The 11,933-nt window shown below is 38.5% G+C and carries 11 protein-coding genes and 1 riboswitch; of the genes, 7 read left to right on the forward strand and 4 right to left on the reverse strand.

Features of this window, described 5'->3' with window-relative positions; genetic code table 11:
- Positions 1–2 precede the first annotated feature (2 nt).
- The 6 genes from R2R28_RS16015 (at position 3) to R2R28_RS16040 (ending at position 5,622) form a co-directional block, all read left to right on the forward strand.
- Positions 3–305, forward strand: a complete 303-nt coding sequence (locus R2R28_RS16015) for an HU family DNA-binding protein (protein WP_025143406.1) — start codon at positions 3–5, stop codon at positions 303–305.
- 11 nt (positions 306–316) lie between these two features.
- Positions 317–1,195: a tetratricopeptide repeat protein gene (locus tag R2R28_RS16020; RefSeq protein ID WP_316826693.1), complete on the forward strand. Its 879-nt coding sequence runs from the start codon at positions 317–319 to the stop codon at positions 1,193–1,195.
- Positions 1,196–1,475: 280 nt separating this feature from the next.
- The gene (locus R2R28_RS16025; protein WP_113949101.1) at positions 1,476–3,026 is read left to right on the forward strand and encodes a ribonuclease E/G; all 1,551 of its coding nucleotides are present in this window, start codon (positions 1,476–1,478) and stop codon (positions 3,024–3,026) included.
- A 152-nt stretch (positions 3,027–3,178) separates the two neighbouring features.
- The gene (locus tag R2R28_RS16030; protein ID WP_316826694.1) at positions 3,179–3,307 is read left to right on the forward strand and encodes a hypothetical protein; all 129 of its coding nucleotides are present in this window, start codon (positions 3,179–3,181) and stop codon (positions 3,305–3,307) included.
- A gap of 137 nt (positions 3,308–3,444) precedes the next feature.
- On the forward strand, positions 3,445–4,821 hold the full coding sequence (gene radA / locus R2R28_RS16035) for a DNA repair protein RadA (RefSeq protein ID WP_316826695.1): 1,377 nt from the start codon (positions 3,445–3,447) through the stop codon (positions 4,819–4,821).
- A gap of 336 nt (positions 4,822–5,157) precedes the next feature.
- A complete protein-coding gene (locus R2R28_RS16040; protein WP_316826696.1) occupies positions 5,158–5,622 on the forward strand; it encodes a DUF4920 domain-containing protein in 465 nt (154 codons plus the stop codon).
- 187 nt (positions 5,623–5,809) lie between these two features.
- Here R2R28_RS16040 and R2R28_RS16045 read toward each other — a convergent pair whose 3' ends face one another.
- Both R2R28_RS16045 and R2R28_RS16050 read right to left on the reverse strand, forming a co-directional pair.
- Positions 5,810–6,874: a branched-chain amino acid aminotransferase gene (locus R2R28_RS16045; RefSeq protein WP_316826697.1), complete on the reverse strand. Its 1,065-nt coding sequence runs from the start codon at positions 6,872–6,874 to the stop codon at positions 5,810–5,812.
- A 145-nt stretch (positions 6,875–7,019) separates the two neighbouring features.
- Positions 7,020–7,985 (reverse strand): tryptophan 2,3-dioxygenase family protein, encoded by a 966-nt coding sequence (locus R2R28_RS16050; RefSeq protein ID WP_316826698.1) that lies wholly within the window; start codon positions 7,983–7,985, stop codon positions 7,020–7,022.
- Between the two features lie 64 nt (positions 7,986–8,049).
- Positions 8,050–8,112, forward strand: a riboswitch (Fluoride riboswitch).
- Between the two features lie 18 nt (positions 8,113–8,130).
- On the opposite strand from R2R28_RS16050, the gene R2R28_RS16055 reads away from it, so the two are divergent.
- Entirely contained in the window at positions 8,131–9,408 is a 1,278-nt protein-coding gene (locus R2R28_RS16055; RefSeq protein WP_316826699.1) for a voltage-gated chloride channel family protein, read from the forward strand.
- A gap of 216 nt (positions 9,409–9,624) precedes the next feature.
- Here the strand turns inward: R2R28_RS16055 and R2R28_RS16060 are convergent, their stop codons facing one another.
- Both R2R28_RS16060 and R2R28_RS16065 read right to left on the reverse strand, forming a co-directional pair.
- A complete protein-coding gene (locus R2R28_RS16060) occupies positions 9,625–10,926 on the reverse strand; it encodes an HAD-IB family phosphatase (RefSeq protein WP_316826700.1) in 1,302 nt (433 codons plus the stop codon).
- A complete protein-coding gene (locus R2R28_RS16065) occupies positions 10,926–11,888 on the reverse strand; it encodes an NAD-dependent epimerase/dehydratase family protein (protein ID WP_316826701.1) in 963 nt (320 codons plus the stop codon). Before R2R28_RS16065 ends, R2R28_RS16060 begins: the two co-directional genes overlap by 1 nt.
- Positions 11,889–11,933: the final 45 nt, after the last annotated feature.

Here is an 11,933-nt window from a genome sequence, read left to right on the forward strand (position 1 = left end):
ATATGACTAAGGCAGATATTATTTCAGAAATATCAACAAAAACCGGAATTGAGAAGGTTGATGTACAGGAAACAGTTGAGGCATTTTTCAAGGTTATCAAAACCAGCATGATTGGCGGTGAAAATGTATACGTTAGGGGCTTCGGAAGCTTTGTTGTTAAAAAGAGAGCGCAAAAAACTGCGAGAAATATCTCAAAAAACACTGCAATAATTATCCCGGAACATTTTGTTCCAAGCTTTAAACCAGCAAAAGTATTTGTTGACAAAGTGAAAAGCAATTCAAAAAAAATTAACGTAGAAGCCTAAGTCTTAAACATATGAATAGCAGCATCAGATCAAAACAAACCATCATTATTGGAGCGATTGTATTGCTTGTTGCATTTTTATTTACAAGAGACATTAAGGGTTTAGTAAAACCAACTGAAGAAAACGGCAAAATGCCAGCCAACGGTCCAATGGCCGGGGCAGCAGCAGCGTCTACTTCATCGGCACTAAACATTGAAACATCATCTACTGCTGCAAAAAATGTAATCAATAAAAACCTGGCTACAGATATTACAGCTTTAGAAAACACTTACAAAGGTGCTGATGGTGCAGAAAAGATCGAAGTGGCAAAACAACTGGCCCAGAAATGGGACGATGTTGAGCAAATTACTCCATCTGCACTTTATTTAGAAATTGTAGCCCAGGGCGAACCATCAGCAAAAACATGGTTGGCAGCAGGTAACCAGTTTATAAAAGCCTTCGAAAGTACACAAGATAGTCTGGCACAACCTGCTTTATTGCAGAAAGCCAATACATCTTACAAAAACGCATTAGAGAAAGACGCTACAAACATTGAAGCTAAAACCGGCTTAGGTGTTACGATAGTAAACGGTTTGGGCGCACCAATGCAAGGTATTGCAATGTTGCTCGAAGTGGTGGCTAAAGAACCTAAAAACGTTAAAGCGAATATGAATTTAGGATTATTCTCTATAAAATCAGGTCAGTTCGACAAAGCAATTCCCCGTTTTAAAACGGTAATCGCGGCAGCGCCAACCCCTGAAGCTTATTTCTACTTAGGTACAGCCTTAGAAAATTTAGGCAAAAACAAAGAAGCAGTAGATGCTTATTTAGCAAGCAAAAAATTAGCGGCTAACCCAACCTTATCTTCTTTTATTGATAAGAAGGTGGCTGAACTAAAGAATAAAAATTAATTAACAGATTAATAAAAACATTTAAAACTTAAAACTATGCCAAGCGGTAAAAAAAGAAAAAGACATAAAATGGCTACGCACAAACGTAAAAAACGTTTAAGAAAAAACAGACATAAGAAAAAATAGTTTCTTATTTTGATTAAGCCTATTAAACCTCATAGTAAACACTATGAGGTTTAAACCATTTATATGATTTTTTTATTGTATGATTTTAGGCTACATCAATGTTTTTTATTTACTATCCATTTGTTAATAGGCGAAAGCCTTAAATCTGTAGCTGTTGGTAAAAGAATTAATTATCAATTCGACTCCTGCCGGAGTTACCATAGCGTTGATTGAAGACAAACAACTTGTTGAGCTTCACAAAGAACAAATCAATAATAACTACGCCGTAGGCGATATTTATTTGGGCCGCATTAAAAAAATTATGCCTGGCCTGAATGCTGCTTTCGTGGATGTTGGTTATGAGAAAGATGCATTTTTGCATTATTTTGATTTGGGCCCTCAGGTGCAATCTTTAATTAAGCTAACTAAGATCAAGCGTAATGGCTCGGTTACAGGCACATTATTAGATAATTTAAAGCTAGAAGCCGATATTAATAAGGCAGGCAAAATTTCTGATGTGCTCAGTAAAAACATGCTCCTACCTGTACAAATTGCTAAAGAGCCAATTTCTACAAAAGGACCACGTTTAAGTTCCGACATTTCGATTGCCGGCAGGTATGTGGTACTGGTGCCATTCTCCAATACCATATCTGTATCAAAAAAAATTAAAAGTAATACCGAACGTAATCGTTTAAAAAAGATTATCGAAAGTATTAAACCTCAAAATTTTGGGGTAATTATCAGAACCGTTTCTGAAGGTAGAGGAGTTGCCGAAATGCAGAAAGATCTTTTAGATCTGATTGCTAAATGGGAAAACTTCATTAAAAAAATACCTTCTACCGAACCTTCAAAAAGAGTTTGGGGAGAAATGGACAGATCATCAACGTTAATTCGTGATATTCTGAACCCTGATTTTACAAACGTTTATGTAAGTACGCCAGAGCTGTACGATGATATCCGTTCTTATGTACACGATATTTCTCCGGAAATGGAAAAAATCGTTAAACTGTACAAACAGAAAGAACCGATCTTCGATCACTTCGGAATAGAGAAGCAGATTAAAAATGCTTTCGGAAAAACAGTAAACTTACCCGGTGGCGCTTACTTAGTTGTAGAGCATACCGAAGCACTTCACGTAATAGATGTGAACAGTGGAAACCGTACTGCCAGTAAAGAAAATCAAGAAGAAAACGCTTTACAGGTAAATAAAGAGGCGGCTAAAGAAATTGCCCGTCAATTGCGCTTGCGCGATATGGGTGGTATTGTGGTCATCGATTTTATCGATATGCACAAACCAACAAACCGTAAAATGCTATTCGATTATTTGCGTGAGCTGATGTTATTGGATAGGGCCAAACATACAATTTTGCCTCCGAGCAAATTTGGTTTGGTACAAATTACCCGGCAGCGTGTACGTCCGGAAATGAACATTGTTACGGTAGAAAAATGTCCGGCCTGCGATGGGACCGGAGAAATTAAAGCGAGTATCGTTTTAATGGATGATATTGAAAACAACCTTAATTATATTTTAAGAGAGCAGAATGAAAAAGGCGTAACACTTTGCGTACACCCATACATAGAAGCTTACATTACAAAAGGCATTTTCAACCTTCAGCGCCGCTGGTTCTTTAAATATGGCCAATGGATCAAAGTGAAGGCTCAATCATCTTATTATTTAAACGAGTTTCACTTTATCTCTGCTAAAGACGAAGAGATCAAATTATAACTCAAAAAACATTTAACTTAAAGCCCGGATTTCAAAATCCGGGCTTTTTTTGTTTTGGCTAAGTGGGATTATTACAGAAGGCCGATCCAAGCAATCTAAACCTGACAGCAGCGAAAATACTTTTTGTTTGCAGCAAACCTTAATATACTGTTATGCTGGGGCATGAAGCACCTGCAACCTATGAAACAAAAGCTTCGTGCCTCAGCATGACAGAGCCTAAAAAGATTAAAGGCAAATGGCAGGGCTTGCGGAACAAACATGCAAAGAAACCTGCTTTCTAAAAAAAGAACAACCATTTTAATTACCTAAAACATGATCTCGTTTATTAGAATATGTAATTCTAAACCCTGCAGGTTTTTAAAACCTGCAGGGTTTATCAAAGAGAAAGGTTAAATTCGTAATCTAAAATTTTAATCAATTGGCAAAATCAAAAAGCGCATTTTTCTGTCAGAGCTGTGGTTACGAATCGGCAAAATGGTTGGGTAAATGCCCGTCATGTAACCAGTGGAATACCTTTGTAGAAGAAATTGTAGAAAAAGGTTCTACATCCGTTCCTACCTGGAAAAGCGAAACCACTAGTCGAAAATTAAGTAAGCCGAGTAAGGTTGATGAAATCCAATCATCAACAGAGAGAAGAATATTAACAGGCGATAAGGAATTAGACCGTGTTTTGGGCGGTGGTTTGGTAGAAGGATCGCTGGTATTAATTGGCGGTGAGCCGGGTATCGGAAAATCAACTTTAATGCTGCAATTGGCCTTAAATATAAAAGGGAAAAAGCTGCTTTATATCTCCGGGGAGGAAAGTGAACAACAAATTAAAATGCGGGCAGAAAGGATTCAGGAAAACCCGTCATCCAACTGCTACATTTTAACAGAAACCTCGACACAGAATATTTTTAAGCAGATCGAGATTTTAGAGCCCGAAATTTTAGTGGTCGATTCTATTCAAACCTTACATTCTGCACATATCGATTCCACTCCAGGCAGCGTATCGCAGGTGAGGGAATGCACGGCTGAGTTATTACGTTTCGCCAAAGAAACCGGGGTACCTGTTTTTCTAATTGGCCACATTACCAAAGATGGCGCCATTGCAGGCCCGAAAATCCTCGAGCATATGGTCGATACCGTTTTACAGTTTGAAGGCGACAGGCACCATGTTTACAGGATCTTACGTTCAATCAAAAATCGTTTTGGTGCCGCAGCAGAACTGGGTATTTATGAAATGCAGGGTAGCGGTTTAAGAGAAGTTTCCAATCCGTCAGAGATTCTACTCTCACAGCGTGATGAAGAATTAAGCGGAATTGCCATAGCTGCTACACTAGAGGGTGCCCGGCCTATGTTAATCGAAACCCAGGCATTAGTGAGCTCAGCGGCTTATGGAACGCCCCAGCGCTCGGCTACAGGCTTTGATACCAAAAGAATGAATATGCTTTTGGCTGTTTTAGAAAAACGCTGTGGGTTTAGGTTAAGTACACAAGATGTTTTTTTAAATATTGCAGGAGGAATCAGGGTTGAAGACCCGGCTATTGATTTAGCTGTATTAATTGCTATTATTTCATCACAACAGGACATTGCCGTTTCTTCAAAAAATTGTTTTGCTGCCGAAGTTGGTTTATCAGGCGAAATCAGAGCGGTAAACAGGATTGAACAACGCATTGCCGAGGCGGATAAATTAGGTTTCGAAACCATTTATATCTCCAAATATAATTTAAAAGGCATTGCAATAGAGAAATACAACCTCGAAATTAAAGCGGTTAGTAAAATAGAGGAGGTTTTTAGCCTGGTATTTGGATAAGCATAGAGATGGGGAAAAACATCTACAAATTAATGTGTATTGGCGATAAAATTCCCCACTTCCACAGTATTAATATCATACAACAATATCAGCAAAAACATACAAACACCTGAACCACAAGCAAATACACTCAAATGCAACAAAAATGATACTTTTGGATTCAGGTTTGCCTATTGTATAGTGTTGTACATCATAGGATGTGGTCTACACGAAAATAGGGATGATTTTCCTCGTTAACGGATGTTAACGGGGATTTTTTTTACATTACTATTTAGAAAAATTTTAAATAACTTTGAAAAAGATATTAATCCGGAACATTCATAAATTAATAAAAAGATGAAAAAAATCATTTTAAGCATAGGACTTTGCTTGTTTACAGCATTTGCATTTGCACAAGCTACCTACACCGGCCAAAAATTTGGAGAAGAAGTGAAACCAGGCGATGTAAAACCTGCCGCTAAAATGGAAACTGCTATGGGCGATAAAAAAACCGTAGATATGAAAATCGAGGGTAAGGTAGTAGATGTATGCAAGAAAAAAGGTTGCTGGATGACGCTGGAAATGCCAAATGGCGATCCAATGCGTGTAACTTTTAAAGATTATGCTTTCTTTATGCCAAAAGACATTGTAGGAAAAACAGTGGTTTTAGACGGCCTGGCAAAAAAACAAACGATTTCAGTAGAAACTTTGCGCCATTATGCAGAAGATGCAAGAAAGACCCCAGAAGAAGTTGCAAAAATTACCGATCCTAAAAAAGAACTTGCCTTTGAAGCGAAAGGTGTAGTGATTTTAGATAAATAGGTTTAAAGTCTGGAGACGGGAAGCCCGAGGTCCGAAGATAGAATTTAGAAAAGCCAAAACAGAAAGACGAAAGACTAAGAATCAATCTCTTGATACTTGATCCCCAAATCCTGATACTAAAAACCTTAAACAAAAAATAACCCCGATGCATTACTGTATCGGGGTTTCTTATTTTTATAGGATTCTATTATAAAACCCAGTTCCAACCAAATTCGTCAGGTGCTAAACCGTAACGGATATCGTTTAACTTTTTAGCTATACCGTTTGAAATATGTCTGGTTGATGGATCAGTTAATTTATAGTTCTGACCATTATATCCCATTTCGCCAACATGCGTTACCGTAGCAGCCGTACCAGCAGCAAAAGCTTCTGTTAGGCTTCCGTTTTCGATTCCTTCAATTACTTCTTTAACTGATACCCTACGTTCTTCAACTTCTACACCAGCATCTTTTGCCAGTTTAATGATGGTATCGCGTGTAACACCATCTAAAACTGTGCTGCGTACAGATGGGGTAACCAGTTTACCATCGATCACAAAAAGCAAGTTAGCTGTTCCAGCTTCTTCAATAAACTCATGTGTTACCGAATCTGTCCAGATTAATTGATCGTAACCTTCTTTTTTAGCCTGCTCAAAAGGATATAACGAGCGTGCGTAATTTCCTGCAGTTTTAGCAAAACCGACACCACCTTCATCAGCACGTGTAAACTCGGTTTCAATTTTAACTTTTAAAGCACTGCTGTAATACGGGCCAGTTGGCGTAGTTAATAAAGCAAATTTGTAAGTATCAGAAGCCCTAACACCTAAATATGGATCCATAGCAAACATTACCGGACGGATATACAAAGCATAATCTTCCTGATTTGGCACCCATTTCTCGTCAACATTAATCAATGCAGCCAAACCTTGCATAAAAATTTCTTGAGGAATGGTTGGCATCGACATTCTCGCTGCAGATTTATTAAAACGTTCGAAGTTTTTATCGGCACGGAATACGCTGATCTTTCCATCAGGACGACGGTAAGCTTTTAAGCCCTCGAAAATTGCCTGACCATAATGAAGTGCAGAAATTGCAGGGCTCATCGGAATCGGTCCATAAGGAAGAATCTGTAAATTTTTCCACTCGCCATCTTCGTAGTCGGCAGTAAACATGTGATCGGTAAAAACCTTACCGAACGGTAATTGCGAAAAATCAGTAACAGTTAAACGTGTTTCGTTTGCTTTAGTGATTTTTATATCTAATGTCTCGGTCATATTATTGAATTTTGAATGAGTGATTGATCGAAAGGATTAAGTGTTTTACGCTCCCAGTCTCCAATTCAATAATTCACTCATTCTGTCATTAACTATTTCGCGCAAATTAATAAAAAAGAGGCTTTTTTAATAGCATTTCGTAATATTAATCTTTGTTTTTGAGTGTTTTAAGTACACTAAGCACCCATCCTTTTCCCCACTCCTCCATCTGATCTTCTGTCCATAAGAACGGATAAAAAATTCTTTTCTGAAAACGCGGAGGCAAATATTTCTGCCAGTTCGTTCCACCGGTTGCAGCCACATCAACAGGATCTTTCTCTAAATAACGTACAGCTGATTTGTAATGCGATAAAGGCCACTCTACATTTACGTATAAATCGAGCTTGCGCAATTCTTCTGCCAGGGCTGAAACATCGGCTCCATTAGCCTGTAACTGATGATATAATGCAGAGAAATTAGTTAAAGAACGGTCTTTTGCCAATTGTAAAAACCGGGCTGCATATTTTTTTATAAACTGTTTTAAGGTTAAGGTTTGTTTGCCTGAAGCCAGTTCGGTTGCACCAAATTTCCAATAAATATTTTCGAACTGTTCTTCGATGGTGGCGGTGCTTAACTCTTTACGTCTGGATTTATCTACCAAACGGATAAAATCAGTAGCGCAGATTTCGATCATCCTGTATTGACCGGATTGAAAACCACTGGCAGGCAATAACGACATACGGAACTTTAAAAATTGTTCCTTTTCCATTCCATCAACCATTACCTCGAACGAAGTGGTTAAAGCATTAAAATAGGCATTAATACGTCTTACGCGAGCGGTAAAAAACTCAACAGTTAAATTTTGATGTTCAGCAATCTGTGTGCATTCGTGTAAAGCAAGTTTAAAATAAAGCTCCGTAATCTGGTGGTACATGATGAAAATTTCTTCATCAGGAAAAGGCGTTTTGGGGCTCTGTAAGCTTAATAAAGTATCAAGGTGGATATAATCCCAATAGGTTAGGAAATCGGCGTACAACAATCCATCGAGGTAAGACGCCATATCCTGCCCCATTGCAGTGTATTTTTCTTGTAATTGGTTGAGTTTGTCTTTTATTTCAGGTGTGAAATCCATGGTTTAAAGTTAGTTGCACAAAGGTGATAAAGATTTTGCAACAAATAACTAAATTTTATACATTTGAAACGATGGCGATGGGGTGCCGCCAAAACCGCCAAAACAGGCTGATGACTCCTACGATTTTTATTTAAAATTGATCTAAATGCCTGTTAAAAACTTAACAGAAGGGTTTCTTCTGTCCATCAACCGTTTTATTAAGCTCAACTTCGGATTACTTTTACTCAGCACACTGAAATGGTTATTCATCTCGGCACTATTGGGTGGAATAATCGGCTCTGCCTCTGCCCTGTTTTTAATAACCCTAAGCTGGGCAACCAATTACCGTGAACAACACCTATGGATGATTGCCTTTTTGCCGCTTGCGGGGATAATTATAGGCTTGGCCTACCATTACTGGGGAACCGCCGTGGTAAAGGGAAACAACCTTTTAATAGAAGAGTTACAGTCGCCTAAAAAAGTGATCCCTATTATTATGGCACCGCTTATTTTTGCTGGAACGATTATAACCCATTTATTTGGTGGATCGGCCGGCAGAGAGGGTACAGCCGTTCAGATTGGTGGTGCATTTGCCGATCAGTTTACCAAACTGTTTAAACTAAAAGCTAGAGACAGAAAAGTCATATTAATCTGCGGGATTAGCGCTGGTTTTGCTTCTGTGTTTGGAACACCTTTGGCTGGAGCAGTATTTGGGTTGGAGGTTTTCGTTGTGGGGAGTTTAACTTACAGTGCTATACTACCCTCATTTATTACTGCTGTTATTGCCGATTACGCCTGTAAAGCCTGGGGCGTTGACCATACACATTATTCAATAGCTTCCGTACCAGAAATGAATACTGTTAATCTGTTGTTATCCTTAGGCGCCGGAATCTTATTTGGACTCACCGCCAGAAGTTTTTCGACACTAAACCATGGACTGACCAAACTTTTTGGAAAAATTAAATATCCGCCCTTTAGGCCATTTATTGGAGGCATCATTTTAATAGGGACTATTTATCTCATCGGGAATACACGCTACGTTGGTTTAGGCATCCCTGTTATTTCAGAAGCATTTACTCAACAGGAAGCTTATTATACTTTCGCCATTAAATTATTTTTAACCGCCCTTACCTTAAGCGCTGGTTTTAAAGGTGGAGAGGTTACCCCGCTTTTCTTTATCGGGGCAACACTGGGTAGCTTTTTGAGTTTCTTTATTCCATTACCTTTGGGCTTACTGGCAGGAATGGGGTTTGTAGCTGTTTTTGCGGGAGCAGCAAACACACCATTAGCCTGTATTTTTATGGGTGTAGAATTATTTGGCACGTCATCAGGAATTTATATTGCCTTAGCTTGTGTTACCGCATATCTATTTTCAGGACATACCGGGATTTATAAATCGCAAGCTATTGGGACACCCAAACATTTGTTGTTGAAGAGGCGTTGAGCGGGTGGCGCCAGGTGATTAGCGTAAAGCGTTTTGCGTGGTATCTGCGGTATTTCCTTAAATCAGCAGGAAACATAATTTAGCTGCATCCCGCAGATATAAGCAGCTTCTTGATTAAAAAAACGTCATCTCGACTGAAGCGTAGCCGAATGGAATGTAAAGCTTTGACCACCTTTTAGCACACTGCAAAGAAGGTTATCAAAGCCTTTCAATTTACTAATACAATACCCTAAATTTTATCGTTTGTTCGATCTTTTTAAGCGATTTAAACAACTGTTTATCGTATTGCGCATTAATATCAGTAATGGCGTAACCAATTTCTGGGTTAGTCATTAAAAACTGGCTTACAATATTAATATCGTGTTTGGCAAAAACAGTATTAATTTTGGCCATAATACCCGGAACATTTTTGTGAATATGGATTAAACGGTGCGATTTTTCGATTTTTGGCAATTGAAGGTTCGGGAAATTGGCACTTAAATAAGTGGCTCCGGTATTCATAAAATCGGCAACACGTTTAGGGATAAAATCGATATTACGCGGGTTGTTTTTTGGATCATCAAAAACCACGATGCCCTGTTTGGTACAAAGATCTAGGTCTATTTTATTCTTAGCATTGCCCAGATAACCGATTGTTTTTAATTTAGCGGCATTTTTCAGTTGTTCTTTATCTATTTTTTCGCCATCGGCCAAAAGGATAATCCCAACATCTTTTACATATTTCTCTTCGAAAGAAGTTTTATGACGGATGGATAAACCATCATTTTTAAGGATAGAAATCGTTAGGGGATCAACATCACCAATAACCAGGCAAAGAATCCTGTTTTTAGGGTAAGAAATAGCCCTCGGCAGGTCATTTACGTACAAAAACTCGTCAAAACTTGGTGTTACGTGATCTGCTTTTGAAACAATGCTCTCGCGGGCAATATTTTCGGTAAAAGCAAAAAACTTGTTGATGATACCACTTTCTCGCAGCTGGAAATCAGAATAACCATCACCGATACCAAATAATTCGCCTTCCAGTTTTAAATGCTGAAGCAATTTTACTTTTCCACCTTCTTCGCTTAAAGGGTTTGCATGGTCATAATCGATAATTTTACCATCACCTGTGGTTACAAAGGTATTGGCATAAATATTTTCTTTTTTAATGTGATACTGGCTTACTACCGGGGTAATAAACTCTTTAAATCCGCCCGAAACAATTAAAACTTCATCAGCATGTTTTTTAAAGAAATCAGCATTACGGGAAAAAGAGGTGGATACTTTCTTTTTTAAATGCTTGATGAGCTGTTTTAAATGATCTTCATTTGCTTCGAGCAGTTTAACACGTTGTGCAAGACTCTCAGAGAAGGAAAGTTTTCCTTCCATGGCAAAATTGGTATAGTCTTCAATTTTCTGGAAAATCGCTTCTTTATCTGGGTGGTTCCTGAGCGAAATCCTTGCAAGTTCATCGAGTGCTTCTACCTGGGTAAAGGTGCTATCGAAATCGATGATGTAGTAGGCTTTTTGTTTGGGCATTATCTTAAATGTTGGGTAATTTCTTTTATGCTTTCGGCAACAGGTTTAAAAACAATTCCGGTTTCCGTTTTTACTTTATTGTTATTGTAATAACTTAAGGTTACGCTGCTTTTTGCGGCATCTTTGGTGATGGATGGTTCTTTTCCGGTAAATACAGATACGAACTTTAGCGCCCGCCAGGCTATGCCAAGCATCCATGGTTTGGCTTCTTTTGTGGGCGCCTTAACACCAAAACCCTGCGCAATTTCGTTGAAGAGATTTTTATAATGATAATCATCAGCAGAAATGATATAACGTTCGCCTGAAACTCCGGCATCCATCAGTAAAATCATCGCTTTGGCTACATCCTCTACATCAACAAAACCCGATGCGCCATCTGTATAAAAAGGAAATCCACCTTTTACCAATTTAAAAATAGCACCACTACCTTCAAAACCGGCATTTTTACCAATAATTACAGATGGATTAACAATAATGGCATCTAAACCTTCGGTGATGCCACGCCAAACCTCCATTTCGCCTTCATATTTGGATAATCCATAGGCATGGGCCTTTGCATCATATTCCCAAAAATCCTTCTCTGTAATTTTATTTCCTTTTTTGGCATTGCCGAGTGCAGCAACCGAACTTACATGTAAAAGCCGACAGTTATTTTCGGCACAAAGGTTTACCATATTCGAAGTGCCTTCGATGTTTACATGAAAAAGCTGTTTTTTATCCCTTGGGTTAAAAGATACAAATGCAGCACAATGGTACACTTTAGTAATCCCGTTAAAAGCATCTTCTAAAGCAGAAGGCTCGTTAATATCAGCCTCGAACCATTCGATCAATGGATTATCTTTGATCAGGACAGGGATTTTAGATTTTTCACGCCTGAGCGCCCGAACGGCTAAACCACTATCAGTTAACTGCTTAATTAATTCAGATCCTAAAAATCCAGTTCCTCCGGTTACCAGTATCATTTTATTTTTTTCGGGCTATATGTGGAAATACGCATTCAAAAATAG

Origin of the sequence: Pedobacter miscanthi, from assembly GCF_032678605.1 — a bacterium.
Lineage (GTDB): Bacteria > Bacteroidota > Bacteroidia > Sphingobacteriales > Sphingobacteriaceae > Pedobacter > Pedobacter miscanthi_A.

Excerpts from the sequence above, each read along its gene's own strand:
- R2R28_RS16015 (WP_025143406.1), top strand. The coding sequence starts at position 3 with ATGACTAAGGCAGATATTATTTCAGAAATATCAACAAAAACCGGAATT.
- R2R28_RS16045 (WP_316826697.1), bottom strand. The coding sequence starts at position 6,874 with ATGACCGAGACATTAGATATAAAAATCACTAAAGCAAACGAAACACGT.
- R2R28_RS16020 (WP_316826693.1), top strand. The coding sequence starts at position 317 with ATGAATAGCAGCATCAGATCAAAACAAACCATCATTATTGGAGCGATT.
- R2R28_RS16060 (WP_316826700.1), bottom strand. The coding sequence starts at position 10,926 with ATGCCCAAACAAAAAGCCTACTACATCATCGATTTCGATAGCACCTTT.
- R2R28_RS16030 (WP_316826694.1), top strand. The coding sequence starts at position 3,179 with ATGCTGGGGCATGAAGCACCTGCAACCTATGAAACAAAAGCTTCGTGC.
- R2R28_RS16050 (WP_316826698.1), bottom strand. The coding sequence starts at position 7,985 with ATGGATTTCACACCTGAAATAAAAGACAAACTCAACCAATTACAAGAA.
- R2R28_RS16055 (WP_316826699.1), top strand. The coding sequence starts at position 8,131 with ATGCCTGTTAAAAACTTAACAGAAGGGTTTCTTCTGTCCATCAACCGT.
- R2R28_RS16065 (WP_316826701.1), bottom strand. The coding sequence starts at position 11,888 with ATGATACTGGTAACCGGAGGAACTGGATTTTTAGGATCTGAATTAATT.
- R2R28_RS16040 (WP_316826696.1), top strand. The coding sequence starts at position 5,158 with ATGAAAAAAATCATTTTAAGCATAGGACTTTGCTTGTTTACAGCATTT.